Below are 19,052 nucleotides of genomic sequence, written 5' to 3'. Positions count from 1 at the left end.
GTATAATATTCAATAATAGAATGGCGTTAAATTTAAACAACCATTTAAAATATTATTTATTATGAAAAAGTTAGTTTTAACTGCAGCGTTTACATTAGTCGGAGTAATCGCAGTATCGGCTCAGACGACAACAACAACACAACAGAATCCGTCACAAAATTCTAATAACCAAACGACCACTCAAACCCAACAAACAGATTCACAGACGGCGACAGCTTCAGGAACAGCTGCTCAGGATCAAAATACAGCTGCAACAGCAACAGTGGATGTAAGTCCGGCAGCAGCAACTACCGCTACGGAAAGTGTGAGTTCAGATACAGCCGTTGAAGCAAAACCTGCAGATGCTACGAAAGAAGAAAAGAAGTCCAGAAAGAAAAAATCGAAATAAGTATTTTAAGTCTAAGCAAAGTAGAAGGTAAATCCTGGAACATAAAGTTTCAGGATTTTTAGTTTATATCAGTCTAAATAATCTTAAACTTTTATAAAATACGTTAAAACAGGCAGTTGCATTAATTCTAGTATGAAAATTGCTGTTTCTTATTTACCAAAACCCTTTAAATATTATATTATGAAAAAGTTATTTTTAGCAACAGCATTTGCAGTAGCCGGTGTGACAACAGTATCTGCACAAACAACACCTCAGCAGAAAATAGATACAGTAAAAACTGATAGCGTAAAGGATCAGGGAGACATGAAGCACGATCATAATAATATGAACAGCAATGCGACCACAGACACTACAGGAACCTGGAAGTCGAAGGATGCAACAAAGAAAAATAAGAAGAAAAATAAATAAGTCTTGTAAAAGAAAAGAGAAATCCTGGAATGTATATTTCAGGATTTTTTTGTAAATATGTGTAAGTAATTAGTCAATATGTAATATTTTAGAGCTCGTAAAATATAACGAAAAGAATCAGCTACTGTTTTGTTCAAAAATCAAGTATCTCAATGTTTAAACAGCCATTTCGTATTGCATGAAAAAATTAAATCCCTCGATTAAACATCATTTACTAATAGGGATCTTCCTCAGTATCTGGCTTTTTATCTTTGCTTTTTTTATAAGGCCGTTTGATGATGGAACGATAAGTTTTAAAGTATGGATTCTTATCAGTGTCGGATTTAGCTTCATTGCATTTCTATGTTATGGCGTACTTGCTTTACTTCAAAAAAAGATTTATCATAAACTCTCAAAATGGAACATTGGATTTGAGATAGGCAGCCTTATTTTTTTTCAACTTCTTTTTTGGATATTTACTTTTTGTTTTTACAAAAGTCCTGTCTTGCATGGAGGATATGATTTTTTTACATTTTTAAGGAAAATAATTCTTAAGTCAGCTTTAATCTCAACTCCCATAATAGTTTTGGCAAGAATATATGCTGTTACATTAATTCCCGCAAAAAACGATAACATCATTATAAGAGGAGAGAATAAGCTGGATATCTTAAAAATAAGAAAAGAAGATTTGATCTGTGTTTCAAATTCACAAAATTATGTCGAGATCTTTTTTATAGATGGCAGCGAGCTAAAAACAAAACTTATCCGGAGTACGCTTAAAAAAATTCAGAATGATTTTGATTTTTTAGTTCAAATTCATCGTTCACACTTAATAAATCCATCCCATTTTAAGGCCTGGAAAAATCAGGAAACCATTTCTCTTACCCAAATTGAACTTCCTGTTTCTAAAAATTATAGGGAACATTTATTGACTTTGTAATTTCCGTACCTAAAACGGCGTATTTCATACCTAATCCCCATTTTCACATAGTTTTGGGATATATTTGTATTTATTTTGTTTTTCAAATTAAATGAGATAATTTATGAAAAAACGATGGGTCAGGAGAATTTTGTATTCTGTTATGGCATTATCAGGTGTTCTTATCTGTGCTTTCATTTGGGCCGATAATGAATTAAATAAAGTCATGGGAAAGTCTACGAAGGGTATTGATATTTCTTCGGTTATTAAACCCTCTAAAATGCTTCAGATAAGAAATGTCAACGTTCTTTCAGAAGATTGCAGCCATTTTATTAAAAATCAAAATGTACTCATTAAAGATGGTATGATTCTGCAATTAGGCGAAAATCAAGTTATAAATCAAGACGCGGCTATTATTGACGGTACAGATCAGTATCTGATTCCGGGTCTTGTAGACAGCCATGTTCATTTAAAAGAAAGTAAGAATGATTTGTTTTTATATTTGGCGAATGGGGTTACTTATATTAGAGAAATGGCAGGGCAGCCTGTTGTCTTAGAATGGAGAAAGTCAATACAAAAAAATGGTCTTGGTCCACGAATGTTTATTGCATCCCCGCCAATATATAGTGAGAGCGGATTGATGGGTTATTATTATGGCTGGACAAGAAAATCTATCAACTATTCAAATAAAAAGGATGCCCAAAAAGCGATTGACAAAATACGCGAACAAGGCTATGATGCCATTAAAATGTATGGTTTTGTGAATCCGGAAATGGTTAAAACAACCAATGAGATTGCTAAAGAAAATAATCTTCCGGTGATCGGTCATATACCTTTAGTTAATTTAGAAACCTTTTATCAATCAGGGCAAAAAGAAGTGGCTCATATTGAGGAGCTTACCGTTAAAACGATTGATGAGTTTGGACAGCCAATTTCTAAAAATCGCGAAGAGTATTTTGAATTTTTAAAAGTTCGTTCAGTTCAGATTGCTGAAAAATTAAAAGAAAATAATATAAGTGTTACTTCAACGGTTTGGTTGTGTGAAAGTTTTGTAGGGCAAAGATTCAATTTAAAATCTAAACTTAAAGAAGTCGAATTAAAATATGTCAATCCCAAAATTATTGAAGGAACTCCCCTCTATAAAATGGGTTGGTTACCCGGCAAAAACGGATATGAATATGATGGAAAAGATGAACCAGGTGCAAGAAAATTATCCTTAACTTTTTGGAAAACCTATGTAGAAGCTATACATATCATGACAAAAGCATTGGCAGATCACAAAGTTCCGATTATGGCTGGAACAGATGCTAACGTACCTGCTTCTGTTCCCGGGTTTTCTCTTCATAATGAGTTGGAATCTTTATCTAAATCAGGAATGACCAATTCACAAGCTATTTATTCGGCAACTGTTGAGCCTGGCAATTGGATGAAAACTAAAACCGGAAAAATAAAAGTGGGATATCATTCAGATCTGATACTGCTTAGAAAAAATCCGTTAGAAAATATTAAAAATACAAAGTCTATTGAATATGTGTTTTTTAATAAATATACGATTAACAAAAGCCAGATCAAAACTATTTTGAAAGCTGTAGAAGATGTTAATAATAAAAACAGGAGTATAAAAATTGATGAATATTTACACTGAAAAAAGATCGTATTTTCCATTTTCAGCAAATAAAAAAAGCGTTGAAACAAATCAACGCTTTCTCCTTTCACTTTTACTTTTATCCCATTTATAAATCCCGGGAACAGGCTATATTAAAAAAGGCCGGGAAATTTTCCCGGCCTTTATATTTTATACCACTCCCTGAGCTAACATTGCTTCCGCAACTTTCACGAAGCCGGCAATATTGGCTCCTTTCACGTAGTTTACGTAGCCATCCTCGTCTTTTCCATAATCTCTGCAAGCTTTGTGGATTCCGATCATGATCTCCTTCAGTCTTGCATCAACCTCTTCAGAGGTCCAGTTTAGACGGATAGAGTTCTGCGTCATCTCAAGACCTGAAGTAGCAACACCTCCTGCATTGGAAGCCTTACCAGGCGAGAACAATACTTTATTGTCTAGGAAATAGTTGATGGCATCTAATGTAGAAGGCATATTGGCCGCCTCAGTAACACAAAGACATCCGTTTTCTACCAGAATTTTAGCATCCTCAAGATCTAATTCGTTTTGAGTTGCAGATGGGAATGCTACATCACATTTTATACCCCACGGACGTTGCCCTGCGTAGAATTCTGCAGAAGGATATTTCTTAGCATAATCTTCAGCTCTGTTATTTCCTGAAGATCTCAATTCCAATAAATAATCGATCTTTTCTCCGCTGATACCGTCTTTATCATAGATATAGCCGTCCGGTCCGGAAATCGTTACTACTGTAGCACCAAGCTCAGTCGCTTTTTTAATAACTCCCCAGGCCACATTTCCGAAACCTGATACCGTTACCGTTTTACCTTTGAAGTCCTGTCCGATCGTTTTAAGCATCTGTTCTGCAAAGTATACTACACCGTATCCCGTAGCTTCAGGACGGATCAGTGAACCTCCGTATGCAAGACCTTTTCCTGTAAGTACCCCTGTAAATTCGTTTCTGATTTTTTTGTATTGTCCGAAAAGATACCCGATTTCTCTTGCTCCTACGCCAATATCTCCCGCAGGTACATCTGTTTCAGGACCGATATGCTTGCATAATTCAGTCATGAAAGCCTGGCAGAAACGCATTACTTCCATATCAGATTTACCTTGTGGATCAAAATCCGAACCTCCTTTACCTCCGCCCATCGGAAGAGTGGTCAATGAGTTTTTAAATACCTGCTCGAAAGCCAGGAATTTAAGAACAGAAAGGTTTACCGTAGGATGGAAACGGATTCCTCCTTTGTATGGTCCGATCGCAGAGTTCATCTGGATTCTGAATCCTCTGTTTACCTGGATCTCTCCTTTGTCATCAACCCATGGAACTCTGAAGATAATGATTCTTTCAGCTTCAGCCATTCTTTCCAGCAGCTTCATTCCGGTATATTCCTTTTTGGTCATAATAAACGGAATTACAGTCACAGCTACTTCTTTTACGGCTTGTAAAAATTCTGGCTCGTTAGGATTTTTTGCTTCAATCTTGGCAATAAATTCCTGGATTTTCTGGTCAATATTATATTGTTCCATATATTAGGGTTGAATATTATTGTCAACAAATTTAATTTTTTTTTCAAGATTCACAATACTCTATTTCAACATTGCTGAAAATTAAATAATAATGTTTCGAAATATTATTAAATTGACAATTTGTGATCAAATTTTATTAAAAATTAAAAGTTAAGTCTTAAATAATGCAGTATTAAGAAATCGTTAATTCTCAGATTGCCATGAATTGCCTCCCGGAAAATGATTTTACTTTCCCCAAAAGCTCCAATTCCAAAATTACAGGAAGAATTTTATAAGACGACACTGAAATCATCTGTGCAAGATCGTCAAGAGATACCTGAGGATGGGCTTTAATCGACTCATATACGGTTTGCTGAACGCCAGTAAGTTGTATATCTGTTTCACTATACGGAAACAGCTCTGCTGTTTTTTCTTTCGAATGGTTGAATCCAAGCGAATCTGTAAGATCCTTAATCGTGGAAATAGCCGCCGCCTTATTTTGGAAAATCAGTTTGTTGCATCCCTGGCTATGTGGATCTGTAATCTTGCCGGGAAGGGCAAATACTTCACGGTTGTAATCGTTGGCGAAAGATGCTGTACTTATTGAACCTCCTCCAAATCCGGTTTCTACCACGATGGTCGATGGAGAAATCCCGGCGATGATTCTGTTTCGCTGAATAAAATTTTCACGGTCAGGCTTCCGGGAAGAATTGAATTCTGTGAGCAATGTGCCGCCTTCCTGCAGGATTTTTTCGGACAGCTTTTTATTTTTGGAAGGATACAGTGTATGGAATCCGTGGGCAAGTACAGCTATGGTTGGGATCTTATGCTGAATGGACTGCTCATGGACCTCCTTGTCGACACCAAGAGCTAATCCGCTGACAGAAACATATCTCGAAGACTTTGACGCTTCAAAGAAATCTCCGATGAACTCTTTGCCATAAGAAGTCATATTCCGGGTTCCTACAATACTTACTTTCTTTAAAGAATCCTCAAGATTCCCTTTCTGATAAAGAATTGCAGGAGCATCATCACATTCATTGAGCAGATGCGGAAGCTCATTAAGATGCCGCAGCCTCATCATGACACCGTTCTTTTCGCAGAATTTTATTTCCTTTTCTGCAAATTTCAGATACTCTTCATTGCCGATATCAGCCACTGTCTTTTGTCCAATACCGTCAGTTTTGCTGTATTCTTTTTTTGCTTTTTTCCAGGCTTCTTCAGCACTTCCGAAAGTCCGTACAAGTTTGTGGAAATTAATATCGCCAATGAGGCTGCATTCACGTAAAGCAATTGCATAGAGATATTCTTCAGTGATCATGTGTGTTTTTATATCAAATGTAATAAAATAAGCTTTATCTTTTTCTTAATTCATCCAAATGATCCCAGATATCATCCCTTTTTTTGTAAGGCAGCTCCAGAAAGTCATCAGGGTGATTCTCCTTGTATTCCTGCCACAGTTTATCGTCTTTTTCACTGTAATAGTTTGGAAATTCCCAGATGTATTTCTTTTTCCTGTCCCCCACATTTTTAAAAGCAAAAGCAATGATACTTCCTACAACAGCTCCCGAAAGATGGGCCTGCCATGAAATTTTGCTGGGTTCCTGGAGATTGTAGAAAAGCTCCTCCGGAAACATCCCCCAGATTAAGCTGCCATAGTATAAAACAACAAGCAGCGATATAGTAAGCAGCTTCATATTCCATTTGAAAACCCCACTGAAGAACAGGAAGAATGCAAGGACATAGACCACTCCGCTGGCACCAATGGTGCAGGTATACATATAATCGCCGGTGAGAATGTCTACCGGAGGTAAAAGCCAGACCAGCAGTCCTGTCGCCAGCCAGCCGGTAATAAAGACTTTATTGGCAACTAACGGATAAAACTGGTACAAAAGAAACAGAAGAACAGCTATCGGGATAGAATTACTTATGATATGATCAATATTTCCATGCAAAAGAGGAGACGTAATGATCCCCAGCAGGCCTTCCGGTAATAGAGGGATTATAGCCCCAAAACAGCTTTGAAAAAAGCCCTGCATCTGCAGAAAGTAGCCGAACCACATCGCTGAAAGCATCAGCAAAGGGGTTATAACAGCTCTTTTGGAAATTATATTTTTAAACATGTGGATGTTACGTCAAATCAAAAGCCAATGATAAATTTCGGAAAATTTGTCGATGTATTTAAAAATCCTGGGTTTATTTTAAGACAAAAGGATCGGTTTTAAAATTTAAAACTTAATATTTTGAGATTGAATATGTTAAAGTGGCTTATTTTTGGCTGCACTAAAGAATTTAAGTTATTTGAAGCTTTTTATAGGCTGATATTCACTTTAAAAAAATTATATTAATATTTTTGTAATGAAAATCATGTAAAATAATGAAGAAGTTTTTATTGATTCTTTCCTTTTCTATGGGGATCTATGCAAGTGCACAAGAAGAATTGAAAAAAGATTCAGTAGTCGCAGATACGGTGAAATACTGGGCGGTATTAGGAAAAAACAGTTTAATGATTAATCAGGCTGCTTTTTCCAACTGGGTCGGCGGGGGAGCCAATAACGTAGGATGGCTTGCCGGCATCAATTACAATATTACGTATGAAAAAGACAATGACCTGTGGGAAAATATTATTGGCCTGGATTACGGGCAGAATGATACCAAAGGGCTTGGCGTAAGGAAAACGCAGGACGTAATGAATATTTCCACCAATTACGGAAGAAAATTCTCCAAAAGCTGGTATTTCTCCGCTGGAGCAGGATTGCAGTCCCAGTTTTACAGAGGATATGAGGATGGAAATAACCCGGACGCAAAAAAGATCTCAAATTTTATGGCTCCCGGTTACCTCAACCTTGGTATAGGTATCACATACAGGCCAAATGACAATCTGACGGTAACGATGCGTCCTACCAATGCCAGGTGGACTTTCGTCCTTGATAAGGAGCTGCAATTTGCCGGAAGTTACGGTTTAAAGAATGACGGTGATACTTCGCTCTTACAGTTTGGTTTTCTTGGAACGGCTTTATACAAAGTAAAGCTGATGGAGAACGTTAATATTACGAACACGGCTTCCGTATTCTCCAATTATCTGGACCATCCGGAAAGATTGGCTCTTGCCTACGGAGCTGTCATAAACTTTAAGGTAAATAAATTTATATCATCCAATATTACGGTAGATCTTCTTTATGATCATAACCAGATTCAGAAAACACAGCTGAAGCAGACTCTCGGGATAGGATTTGCCTACACTTTAAATAACGGCGTAAAGCGTTCTGAGCGTAAAGACAGCCAGTGGTGGATTAAAAAATAGGTTTACGAAATCATTTCAGTAAGAAAACACCTTAATATGAGGTGTTTTTTAGAATGAGGAGTAGAATTTAAGTCAGTATAAGTTCATCTTGAATTTTGGCTGTTTCCCGGATGGATATTGCAGTTTTTTAATGCATTAAATGATGGTTTAATTATTTCAAATAGGAGTGATTATTTTTTAACAAAAATTATATTTATACTTTTGTAGCGAAAATACTTACTTATGAAAAAACTTTTATTGGCCGCTTCCATTTCTTTTGGAATTAGCATAATGGCCCAGGAAGTCAAAACTGATGCTGCCACAGCTGATACGGTAAAAGCGTGGTCTGTTCAGGGACAGAATACATTGATGCTCAACCAGGCTGCGTTCTCAAACTGGGTGGGCGGAGGCGCAAACAATGTTGGATGGCTTGCCGGGGTTAATTACAACCTTACTTATGAAAAAGACAAGGACCTCTGGGAAAATATCATCATTCTGGGCTACGGGCAGAATAATACCAAAGGCATCGGAACCAGAAAAACACAGGACGTTATTAATCTGTCAACCAATTACGGGCATGAATTTGCTAAAAACTGGTATCTCTCAGGAGGTATAGGCCTTCAGACACAATTTGCAGGCGGTTATGAAGACGGGAATAATCCTGATGCTAAAAAGATTTCCAATTTTATGGCTCCCGGATACCTTAATATCGGTGCCGGTGTTACCTACCGTCCCAATGACAATTTTACTATGACGCTTCGCCCTGCCAATGCAAGATGGACATTCGTTCTGGATGAAGATCTCCAGACAGCAGGAACTTATGGCCTTAAAAATGACGGAGATTCTTCTCTGTTCCAGTTCGGTTTCCTGGGTACGGCTATCTATAAAATCAAAATCATGGAAAATATCAACCTGACCAATACTGCGTCCGTATTTTCCAATTATCTCGATCATCCTGACCGCTTGGTACTTGGGTACAGCGGAATACTTAATATGAAGATCAATAAGTTTATTTCAACCAATATTACACTGGATCTGCTCTATGACCATAACCAGATTCAAAAAACACAGCTCAAACAGACTCTGGGAGTAGGTTTTGCCTATACTATTGATAACGGAAAAAAACGTTCTGACAGGAAAGATAACCAGTCCTGGATGAAATAATTCATAAGACTGGATTTCAACATAAAAAGCACTTCAATTTGAAGTGCTTTTTGGGTATCAATTTATATAAGTCTAAAATTCTAAATCCACCTGAAGCTTTTCAGCTAAAAGTTTCGAAATTTTTTCTTTAAGCGGTTCTATATCAATATTCTGCATTGCATCATTGGCAAAAGCATATAAAAGCAGTGCCTGGGCTTCTTTTTTGGAAATTCCCCTTGCTCTTAAATAAAACAGTGCATCTTTATTCAGCTGGCCTACCGTACAGCCGTGAGAACATTTTACATCATCAGCAAAGATTTCTAACTGAGGTTTGGTGTCAATAATGGCACCTTCACTTAAAAGTACATTGTTGTTCTGTTGGTAAGCATTCGTTTTCTGGGCAACCTTATCTACAAAAACCTTTCCGTTGAAAACACCGTGAGCATTTCCGTCAAAAATGCCTTTGTAGTTCTGGTAGCTTTCACAGTTCGGGAAATTGTGATGAACAGCCGTATGGTGATCCACCAGCTGATCTTTTCCAATGATCGTAATCCCGTTCATAAAAGAATTGATGTTGCTTCCGTTATGAATAAAATCCAGGTTGTTTCTTACCAGTTTTCCTCCAAAAGAAAAGGTATTTACAGTGGTTAAACTGTCTTTTTCCTGTCTTGCGAAAGTACTGTCGATAAGATACGACGTGTTGTTGTCATTCTGAAGCTTGTGCCAGTCTGCTTTTGCGTTGGGATAAGTAAAGATTTCCGTTACAGAATTGGTTAGCACATAAGTACTGTCGAAATTATGGTGACTTTCTATTACCTCTACTTTTGCCCCTTCTTCTACAATCAGCAAATTTCTGGTATTGTAAAATGTATTTTCTTCCTGATTTTGAGAAATGTAGAAAATGTGGATCGGTTTTTCGATCACTACATTTTTAGGAACTTTCAAAAAGAAACCGTATTTGCAGTACGCAAGATTTAAGTTCGTGAAAGCAGTGTCTTTAGAAGCAATGGTATTGAAATACTTTTCAAATACTTCTTTATGTTTCTCATCATTCAAAGCATAGTTGAATGAAAGAAATTCTACGTTCTCAATAGAAACTTTTGAAAGCTCCTTATGAAGTTTACCGTTCACAAAAACAATCCAGTCAAAATTTTCTTCACCCAGGTGCAGCTGATCCAGCTGTTCTTTGGTAATATTATGACTTTCTTTAGGGAAAAAATTGTAATTTTTCTCTGTGATTTCTTTTATGCTGGTATATTTATATTCTTCGTCCTTTTTTGTCGGAAAACCTAGGTTTTCGAAATTCTGAAGAGCCGTTTTTCTATCTCCATCCAGAAATCTGTGACGAAGGCTCTCCAAAAATTCACCGTGATTGTCAATAATCTGATCGTATAAAGCCATTACTGATATTTCGGCCATCACACCTTATTTTATTATATATTTAAAAATAATACTATTTACTGCGGGTTTTCCGCATATTCAGAAAGGATTGATAAAATCCCGTCTGAAAGTGTTTCTTCTTAGTTAAGAAGCCAGTCGTAGCCCTTTTCCTCAAGTTCCAAAGCAAGGGATTTATCACCCGTTTTGATGATTTTTCCGTTGGCAAGAACGTGAACGAAGTCAGGCTGGATATAATTAAGCAATCTCTGATAGTGGGTAATCAAAAGAACTGCATTTCCTTCATTTTTAAAGTGGTTCACACCGTCTGCAACAATTCTTAAAGCATCAATGTCTAATCCTGAATCCGTTTCATCAAGAATAGCCAGTTTAGGATTAAGCATCATCATCTGGAAGATCTCGTTTCTTTTCTTTTCACCACCGGAAAAACCTTCGTTCAGTGATCTTGAAAGGAAATCTTTTTTTATACCCAATTGCTCAGATTTTTCACGGATAAGGGCAAGCATTTCTTTTGCAGGCATATCTTCGAGCCCGTTTGCTTTTCTTGTCTCGTTTAAAGCGGCCTTAATAAAGTTGGTTACAGAAACTCCCGGAATTTCCACAGGATACTGAAAAGAAAGGAAGATCCCTTTATGGGCTCTGTCTTCAGGAGCATCTTCGCTGATATTTTCCCCCTGAAAAAGGATTTCTCCTTCCGTAACTTCGTAATCTTCTTTTCCTGCAATGATAGAAGAAAGAGTAGATTTTCCAGCTCCGTTAGGTCCCATGATCGCATGAACTTCGCCCGGCTTTATTTGAAGATTAATACCTTTTAAAATTTCTGCGCCGTCTTCAATTTTGGCGTGCAAGTTTTTTATCTCTAACATATATTTTAATTTATCGCAAGGTCAGACTAAGATTTTTGTCTTTTTGTAATCCTAAACCATTAATCACAAATGTACCGAAGCCCGCGAATGAAATATTATTTTTAATTTATTTTAAACATTAAGAAGCTAAGTTTTCTTACATGTATTATTCTTTTCAAGCAAACCAATGAAATGATTTAAATTAAGATTTAAGAAAATAAACTTCTTAACTTCTTAATATTGATATCGTTATCCAACTGAGCCTTCAAGTGAAATTTCCAGTAGTTTCTGAGCTTCAATGGCAAATTCCATAGGAAGTTTATTCAGTACTTCTTTACTGAAACCGTTTACAATCAGAGCAATAGCTTTTTCTGTATTAATACCTCTCTGGTTACAGTAGAAGATCTGATCTTCCCCGATCTTAGAAGTGGTAGCTTCGTGCTCCAATTGGGCAGTAGGATCTTTAATTTCAATGTAAGGGAAGGTATGAGCTCCACATTCATTACCCATCAACAGGGAATCACACTGAGAAAAGTTTCTTGCTCCCTTTGCAGAAGGCATTACTTTTACCAGTCCTCTGTAAGAATTCTGGGATTTTCCTGCAGAAATACCCTTTGAAATGATTGTAGACCTGGTGTTTTTCCCGATATGGATCATTTTTGTTCCGGTATCTGCGTATTGGTGATTGTTGGTCACTGCAATAGAGTAGAACTCACCAATAGAATTATCTCCTTTCAGTATACAAGACGGATATTTCCATGTTATGGCAGATCCGGTTTCAACCTGTGTCCAGGAAATCTTTGCACTTCTTTCGCAAAGACCTCTTTTGGTTACAAAATTGAAAACACCTCCTTTTCCTTCTTCATTCCCCGGATACCAGTTTTGAACGGTTGAATATTTAATTTCGGCATGATCCAGTGCAATCAATTCAACAACAGCAGCGTGCAGCTGGTTTTCATCTCTGGATGGTGCGGTACAACCTTCAAGGTAAGACACATAACTCCCTTCATCAGCAATGACAAGCGTTCTTTCAAACTGCCCTGTTCCTGCCTGATTGATACGGAAATACGTTGATAATTCCATAGGGCATCTTACGCCTTTTGGAATATAGCAGAAACTTCCGTCAGAAAATACTGCGGAATTCAATGCTGCGTAAAAATTATCTCCTCTGGGAACGACTTTTCCAAGATATTTTCTCACTAAATCCGGATGGTTTTTAATAGCCTCCGAAATGGAACAGAAAATAATTCCTTTTTCCATCAGGGTATCCTGGAAAGTGGTTTTTACGGAAACTGAATCTATTACGATATCTACAGCAACTCCTGAAAGTCTTTTCTGTTCTTCGATATTGATTCCTAATTTCGCAAAAGTGGCCAGCAATTCAGGGTCTACTTCATCTAAGCTATCCAATTCAGGTTTCGCTTTCGGTGCAGCATAATATTTGATCGCCTGAAAATCAGGTTTTTCATACTTGATATTCGCCCAGGTGGGTTCTGTCATTTTCAGCCAGATCTTAAAAGACTCCAGACGCCATTCCGTCATCCATTCCGGCTCCTCTTTTTTCGCAGAGATGGCACGGACGATATCTTCATTTAGCCCGATTGGAAAGTCTTCATAATCTATCTTCGTTTCCCAGCCGAATTCATATTTTTTATTTTCTAGATCGACTCTTAAATCGTCTTCAGTATATTTACTCATTGTTTTTTTAATTTCAGATATTAGACTTCGGATATCAGAACAAGGTCTGACATCCAGTATCTAATGTCTTTTCTATAAAGAAAAACTCTCTCCACAACCACACGTTCTGGATGCATTAGGATTGTTGAAAACAAACCCCTTTCCGTTTAATCCTCCTGAGTATTCAAGAGTTGTTCCTGCTAAATAAAGGATAGATTTTTTATCTATAACAATTTTGATTTCATTATCTTCAAAAACCTGATCTGCATCTGTTTTTTTATTGTCGAAACCTAAAACATATTCTAAACCGGAACATCCTCCACTTTTTACCCCTACTCTTATATAATCTTCAGCAGCGTTGAAACCATCCTCTGTCATCAGTTGGATAGCTTTTGCTTTTGCGTGATCTGATACTTTTATCATTGTATTTATTTAGAATGATTTAATTATGCAAAAATACGAACTAATTTCCGCAATCTCAAATTGATGGTGTCTATTTTCATGATTTTATATATCAGCCGGAATTTGGGTGTTAAAAATTAGCCAATATATCTTTTATAAATGGGAAGATTCTGTTTTTGATTTAACTTTGAATGATATTTTTTATCCTAATGAAACAACCACAAGGAATGATAATGAAGAAAAAACTGATTGTCTTTTTTTCGCTGCTTTTAGTAACAGTTACTTACGGGCAGACCGTAAGATACATCTACGAAACGTCAGTGAATCCCGATTCCATTAATCTGGTGAAGATGAAACATGAAAGAACGTTTTTGAATATAAAAGGAGACCGGTCTTTATTTATCAGTGAAAATAAACTGATCAAAGATTCTTTAGCAACAGCTTTAGGACCGGAAGATAAAGAAGATCGTAAAAAAAGAGACAAGGATACAAAAGAACTCAGCATAAAGAAAGAGCCTGAACCTGCTTTTTTCGAAAATTATATCATTAAAAGTATTTCTCAGCAAAAAGTTTATTATTACGATAAAGTGTTTGGTAAGGAGATTTACTATCAGGAAGACAGACCTCTGAAATGGGAGATAACAGATGTTAAAGAAAGTCAGAATGGATATCCTGCACAAAAAGCAGTTGCAAATTTTGGCGGCAGAGTCTGGACAGCATGGTTCACTAAAGATATTAATATTTCCGATGGTCCATACAAATTCTCCGGACTTCCCGGACTGATTGTGAAGCTGGAAGATGAAAACGGGGATTATAAATTCGATCTTGTTAAAAAAATCAAAGTTCAGAATGCTTTCGAAAAGCCGGATGATCCTAATGCAAGACTAAGTACAAGGGTTGGTTTCAACGGAGATAAAGCGGCATTGGCACTTGAGGCAGGTAAAAACAGAAGACTGCCGACAGAAGGCGGAAGAAATGGGATGCCCGGTGGTAACGGACATGACGGAATGCGGGGGGGCAGAATGGGTGGCGACAGAGGAATGCCTCCGGGCGGAAGTAATGATAACGGAACTTTCCCCATGCAGGATGTCGGTTTCAAAAACAGTCCTTTAAAAAATAATGAAAGTCAGAATCCAATTGAATTAAAATAAAAATCCAAAATGAAAAAAATAGGCATCATTGCTTTAGCGCTGTTTATGCAACATATTTCTGCACAGAACAACCGGTTTGTGTATCAGGTAACCATGAAACCGGATGCAGAAAATAAAAGTGATATTAAAACTGAAAATGCATATTTAGATATTTCCGCTGAAAAGTCTCTTTTTTATTCTGAAAACAGGTATAAGAGGGATTCTATTCTGCAGAAAGCTTTCCAGGGTGGAGGAGGCAGAGGCTCTGTAAGCCGGGAGCAGATGGAAGGAGTGAGAACCAATATCAATTATTCTGTTGAAAAAGATAAAGCCAGCCAAAAGACATACTTTAAAGACAGGATAGGAAGAGATTTGTATGTTTATGAAGAAGACCGCACCCTGAACTGGAAAATGTCTTCCGAAACCACGAAGATAGGAGACTATAAAGTTCAAAAAGCAACAACGGATTTTGCCGGTAGAAAATGGACGGCCTGGTTTACTACGGATCTGCCTTATCAGGATGGGCCGTATAAATTTGGAGGGCTTCCGGGACTCATTGTGAAGGCAGAAGACGATAAGGGTGATTATTCTTTTGATTTAATGAAGAACTATAAAATTGCTGAAATCGCGGCGTTGAACCAGTTTGGGAATACTTTAAAAGTAAAAAGATCCGATTATGTAAAGCAACAGGAAAAATTTAAAGCAGATCCGGTGTCATTCATGCAGGGAGGCGGAGGCGGAGCTTTTCCACCACCACCAAGACCCGGTGGCGGAAACCAGAATCCCGCTGATATGAGAAAAAGAATGGAAGAGAGGGCAAAAGAAGAGGCTAAGAAAAACAGCAACCCGATTGAGCTGTAATAAAAAAATAACCCCTGGAGAATTTCTCCAGGGGTTATTGATTGTATATAAAAGGATTTATTTTAAAAGCTGGTTAAAAGTATCTCCCTGTTTAATGTCTCCGGTATTATACCCTTTCATAAACCATTCCTTACGCTGGGCAGATGAGCCATGCGTGAAGCTTTCCTGGTTCACATAGCCCTGGGACCGTTTTTGAATGTTATCATCACCAACAGCCTGAGCAGCATCTATGGCAGATTGTATATCACCAGGCTCTAAAATACCTTTTGTATCATCTGTTCTTTTTGCCCAAACTCCGGCATAAAAATCAGCCTGAAGTTCAGTGGCGACAGAAACTTTATTCATATCAGCTTCAGAATATCTTCCGCTCCTTCTTAGCTGATCTACCTTTTGTGTAGTTCCAAGAAGAGTCTGCACGTGATGTCCTATTTCATGGGCCAAAACATAAGCAACCGTAAATTCGGTTACCTTAGCTCCAAACCGCTGCTGCAGTTCGTTGAAAAACCTCATGTCCATATAGACCTTCTGGTCGGCAGGGCAATAGAATGGTCCCATCGCAGATTGGGCTGTTCCGCATCCGGACTGTGTTGTATCTTCAAAAAGAACAATCTTTGGTTGCGTGTATGTCATTCCGTTTTCTTTAAAGATCTGGTCCCAGGTGATGATGTTCCATTTGCCCATCATATCAACCATTTCTCCAATCTTTTTCTCATCGGCAGTAAGTTCTCTTTGCTGAGTATTTCCGGAAGACTGTACACTGCCGGAGTTCAAAATACCGGAAGGATCACCACCCAAAAAGAAAATAATTGCAGCTATAACCAAGGTTCCGAGCCCGCCTCCTACAACCATTCCTCCGCTGCCACCAGAACCACGGCGGTCATCAACATTTCCGCCTCTATCGTCTGTCCATTTCATAATAAATTTTTTTTGCTTTGTAAATTTAAAATAATATCATTACTAAATAACTACTTTTATGAAAAATTACTGCTTGCGTAAAAAAAATTAAATTTTGCCTTTTTATCAGCTGGAATTAAGGCATTAAACCAATTTACTCCAGTGATGAACGAAACGTGATCCTTCACAAAAGTAATTCCGGTGGAGGAGAACGGTGGGATTTATGGAAAGGAAGGTTTTGTCTATAAGAAGTTATCCGATCTTGCCGTTTGAAGAGAATTATACGGTAATTGGCAGCTGGATAATAGAGCAGGAGCCTGCAGGCATGGGACCAGGGAGAATGTTCACCTGATCACCAATAACCAAAGCTGTTTTATACCTTACCTTATCGGTTAAGTTTCTTTTCTTTCAACCAGAATGAAGTGGACTGATAAGCAGAAATAGCGTCATTAACCAGCTTCTGTTCTGGATTCTTCACCAGCTTTTCGTCATAATACAGTTTGAATTCAGGAGCAAGGGGGCTGGATTCTAGTTGTAAAGAATACTGTTTTACCTTTTTAACAGGTGAAATAATCGTTAAATGACCGTCTTTTACCAGGCCAAGATCCTGGTAAGTGGCGATATAAGCTTTTGGCTGGAATTCTTTCCTGAATACATCCTGCCCAAGGAATTTGGATTTATAATTGAAATTCAGCAGTCCGAACAACGTAGGCATCAGGTCTATCTGAGACATCAGCTTGTCAAATTTTTGAGGCTGGATAAAGCCTTCTGAGAAGATCATCGCCGGAATTCTGTATTTGTCCATAGGAAGTTCTGTTTTCCCGGCACTGGATGCGCAGTGATCGGCAATAATGACAAAGACTGTATTTTTGTACCAATCCTGTTTCTTAGCCATTTCAAAAAACATTTTCAGTGAATAGTCGGTATATTTTACCCCTCCGTCACGCGATTTTGCCGTTCCCGGAATATCAATCCTTCCATCAGGGTAGGTAAAAGGCCTGTGGTTGGAAACAGTCATCCAGTGGTTGAAGAACGGTTTGCCGGATTTAGCTTCGGCATTCATGGTCTGGATCGCTTTTTTAGCCATATCTTCATCGGCAACACCCCAAACATTGGCAAAAGTGATTTCTTCAGGTTTGAAATTGTTTCTGTCTACAATATCATAGCCGTTACCAGCGAAAAAGTCCTGCATATTATCAAAATAACTATACCCTCCATACAGGAATTTAACATCATATCCTTTGGATTTGAATACACTTCCTGTCGTGAATTTATTTTTATTGTCGTCCCTCTTAATAATACTTTCACCTGCGGTAGGGGGAATACAAAGCGTAAGTGCTTCAAGCCCTCTCACGGTTCTGTTCCCGGTAGCATATAGATTGGTGAACATCATTGAACGGTCCGCAAGACTGTCCAGGAAAGGCGTGATCTTTAGTGTGCCGCCATAATGTGCCATAAAGTCGGCAGATAGGCTTTCAATAGAGATCAGAACCACGTTTTTCTTAAGTTCCGGCTGTTCGGAAACGACATTTCTTGATAATGCGGGTTCGGAATACTGGCTCAGAAAGTTCTTTTCTGCCTGCTGCTGGTTGATCTGTGGATAGAACTGAAAATAATCCAGTTCGTTATGGGTAAATGCCCAGTAGAATTTTGGAAGCCCGTTATCTTCAATTTCATCGGCAAAAACATTTTCTGATCTGATCTGCATTAACGAAGATATTCCAAAAAGACTAATTCCGGCAAGAATAACAAAAGTACCGAGAAGGATCATCTTTTGTTTGAAATCCGGAAGCTCTAGCAGCTCATCTTTTGTTTTTTTATAAATGAACCATGTAATTGCTAAAGTGATGATAAGGATGGCAGAAAACAAGGGCACAACAGGATAACTTTCCATGATGTTTCCGATAACCTCATTGGTATATATCAGATAATCTACCGCAATGAAATTATAGCGGACCCCGAATTCATTGTAGAAGAAATATTCACTTACGGCATTAAAGATGATGAGAAGAACATACAGCAACAGTGTAATGAAATATAGCACATTGCGTATTCTGATCCTTTTTGAAGGAATAAAAAGCATCAGACCGAAGAAAACGGTCTTGATTCCTACAAAAGTTAAAGCGACTTCTGATATAGAGCCTCCGTACTGATTGAAAATATTATTTGGAATGAGTAAAATATAAAGAAAAAACAGCACCAGGGCTCCAAAAATAATATATCCGTACGGCTTTTTATATTTGGAATTGGATAGGAATAAAAAATAAACGGCCAATAATGTACTGGCTAAAGTAAAAACAAAAATATCATTCAGCAGACCGATCGACAGGACTTTTATGACTTCAAAAAATCCAAAACCGGCTGTTGTGATCGGATGGAAAATAAATACGATCCGTACGATCAGTGAGATGATAAGATAGAAAATCCCTAAATAAAGGAACGGTTTTATTTTACTTGGAAACATGTACGTTATGTAATTAATTTCCGCAAAGATAGTTTTTGTATATAACTTTTAATAGGAAAAAACAGAAACATGGTGTTTCTTATCACTTTTTTGAATTATTAAGAAATATTTAACGTATTATGTAATGA

17 protein-coding genes are annotated in these 19,052 nt (G+C 37.6%); 8 read left to right on the top strand and 9 right to left on the bottom strand.

Features of this window, described 5'->3' with window-relative positions; genetic code table 11:
- Nucleotides 1-61 precede the first annotated feature (61 nt).
- The 4 genes from IX38_RS00875 (at nt 62) to IX38_RS00860 (ending at nt 3,339) form a co-directional block, all read left to right on the top strand.
- Entirely contained in the window at nt 62-388 is a 327-nt protein-coding gene (locus IX38_RS00875) for a hypothetical protein (RefSeq protein ID WP_034700969.1), read from the top strand.
- A gap of 180 nt (nt 389-568) precedes the next feature.
- Nucleotides 569-796 carry a hypothetical protein gene (locus IX38_RS00870; RefSeq protein ID WP_131368625.1) on the top strand — a complete coding sequence of 76 codons (228 nt, stop codon included), beginning with the start codon at nt 569-571 and terminating at the stop codon, nt 794-796.
- A 178-nt stretch (nt 797-974) separates the two neighbouring features.
- Nucleotides 975-1,715: a LytTR family DNA-binding domain-containing protein gene (locus IX38_RS00865; RefSeq protein ID WP_034700967.1), complete on the top strand. Its 741-nt coding sequence runs from the start codon at nt 975-977 to the stop codon at nt 1,713-1,715.
- Nucleotides 1,716-1,818: 103 nt separating this feature from the next.
- On the top strand, nt 1,819-3,339 hold the full coding sequence (locus IX38_RS00860) for an amidohydrolase family protein (RefSeq protein WP_034700966.1): 1,521 nt from the start codon (nt 1,819-1,821) through the stop codon (nt 3,337-3,339).
- A 150-nt stretch (nt 3,340-3,489) separates the two neighbouring features.
- Here the strand turns inward: IX38_RS00860 and gdhA are convergent, their stop codons facing one another.
- The 3 genes from gdhA to IX38_RS00845 all read right to left on the bottom strand — a co-directional run bounded on the left by gdhA (nt 3,490) and on the right by IX38_RS00845 (nt 6,950).
- Nucleotides 3,490-4,848, bottom strand: a complete 1,359-nt coding sequence (gdhA, locus tag IX38_RS00855; RefSeq protein WP_034700965.1) for an NADP-specific glutamate dehydrogenase — start codon at nt 4,846-4,848, stop codon at nt 3,490-3,492.
- Between the two features lie 190 nt (nt 4,849-5,038).
- Nucleotides 5,039-6,148 (bottom strand): DNA-processing protein DprA, encoded by a 1,110-nt coding sequence (dprA, locus tag IX38_RS00850; protein ID WP_034700964.1) that lies wholly within the window; start codon nt 6,146-6,148, stop codon nt 5,039-5,041.
- A gap of 34 nt (nt 6,149-6,182) precedes the next feature.
- Nucleotides 6,183-6,950 (bottom strand): rhomboid family intramembrane serine protease, encoded by a 768-nt coding sequence (locus IX38_RS00845; protein ID WP_034700963.1) that lies wholly within the window; start codon nt 6,948-6,950, stop codon nt 6,183-6,185.
- Nucleotides 6,951-7,204: 254 nt separating this feature from the next.
- Between IX38_RS00845 and IX38_RS00840 the strand changes: the two genes are divergently transcribed.
- Nucleotides 7,205-8,131 carry a DUF3078 domain-containing protein gene (locus tag IX38_RS00840; RefSeq protein WP_034700962.1) on the top strand — a complete coding sequence of 309 codons (927 nt, stop codon included), beginning with the start codon at nt 7,205-7,207 and terminating at the stop codon, nt 8,129-8,131.
- Nucleotides 8,132-8,353: 222 nt separating this feature from the next.
- On the top strand, nt 8,354-9,274 hold the full coding sequence (locus tag IX38_RS00835) for a DUF3078 domain-containing protein (protein WP_034700960.1): 921 nt from the start codon (nt 8,354-8,356) through the stop codon (nt 9,272-9,274).
- Nucleotides 9,275-9,346: 72 nt separating this feature from the next.
- Here the strand turns inward: IX38_RS00835 and sufD are convergent, their stop codons facing one another.
- The 4 genes from sufD to IX38_RS00815 all read right to left on the bottom strand — a co-directional run bounded on the left by sufD (nt 9,347) and on the right by IX38_RS00815 (nt 13,596).
- Nucleotides 9,347-10,654 (bottom strand): Fe-S cluster assembly protein SufD, encoded by a 1,308-nt coding sequence (sufD, locus tag IX38_RS00830; RefSeq protein WP_185097671.1) that lies wholly within the window; start codon nt 10,652-10,654, stop codon nt 9,347-9,349.
- A gap of 119 nt (nt 10,655-10,773) precedes the next feature.
- A complete protein-coding gene (gene sufC / locus IX38_RS00825; RefSeq protein ID WP_034700959.1) occupies nt 10,774-11,517 on the bottom strand; it encodes a Fe-S cluster assembly ATPase SufC in 744 nt (247 codons plus the stop codon).
- 228 nt (nt 11,518-11,745) lie between these two features.
- Nucleotides 11,746-13,194, bottom strand: a complete 1,449-nt coding sequence (sufB, locus tag IX38_RS00820; protein ID WP_034700958.1) for a Fe-S cluster assembly protein SufB — start codon at nt 13,192-13,194, stop codon at nt 11,746-11,748.
- A 72-nt stretch (nt 13,195-13,266) separates the two neighbouring features.
- Nucleotides 13,267-13,596, bottom strand: coding sequence for a HesB/IscA family protein (locus tag IX38_RS00815; RefSeq protein ID WP_034700957.1), 330 nt, complete (start codon nt 13,594-13,596; stop codon nt 13,267-13,269).
- A 212-nt stretch (nt 13,597-13,808) separates the two neighbouring features.
- Between IX38_RS00815 and IX38_RS21795 the strand changes: the two genes are divergently transcribed.
- The gene (locus IX38_RS21795) at nt 13,809-14,726 is read left to right on the top strand and encodes a GLPGLI family protein (protein WP_165570683.1); all 918 of its coding nucleotides are present in this window, start codon (nt 13,809-13,811) and stop codon (nt 14,724-14,726) included.
- 9 nt (nt 14,727-14,735) lie between these two features.
- The gene (locus tag IX38_RS00805; protein WP_034700955.1) at nt 14,736-15,566 is read left to right on the top strand and encodes a GLPGLI family protein; all 831 of its coding nucleotides are present in this window, start codon (nt 14,736-14,738) and stop codon (nt 15,564-15,566) included.
- A 57-nt stretch (nt 15,567-15,623) separates the two neighbouring features.
- Here the strand turns inward: IX38_RS00805 and ypfJ are convergent, their stop codons facing one another.
- Both ypfJ and IX38_RS00795 read right to left on the bottom strand, forming a co-directional pair.
- Nucleotides 15,624-16,481 carry a KPN_02809 family neutral zinc metallopeptidase gene (ypfJ, locus tag IX38_RS00800; RefSeq protein ID WP_034700953.1) on the bottom strand — a complete coding sequence of 286 codons (858 nt, stop codon included), beginning with the start codon at nt 16,479-16,481 and terminating at the stop codon, nt 15,624-15,626.
- 364 nt (nt 16,482-16,845) lie between these two features.
- Complete coding sequence (locus IX38_RS00795) at nt 16,846-18,924, bottom strand: LTA synthase family protein (protein WP_034700951.1); 2,079 nt, start codon at nt 18,922-18,924, stop codon at nt 16,846-16,848.
- Nucleotides 18,925-19,052: the final 128 nt, after the last annotated feature.

It is taken from the genome of Chryseobacterium luteum, from assembly GCF_000737785.1.
Classification (GTDB): Bacteria; Bacteroidota; Bacteroidia; order Flavobacteriales; family Weeksellaceae; genus Chryseobacterium; species Chryseobacterium luteum.
The sequence above is the reverse complement of the archived record's forward strand: the minus strand, read 5'-3'. Positions and strand labels throughout refer to the sequence as shown.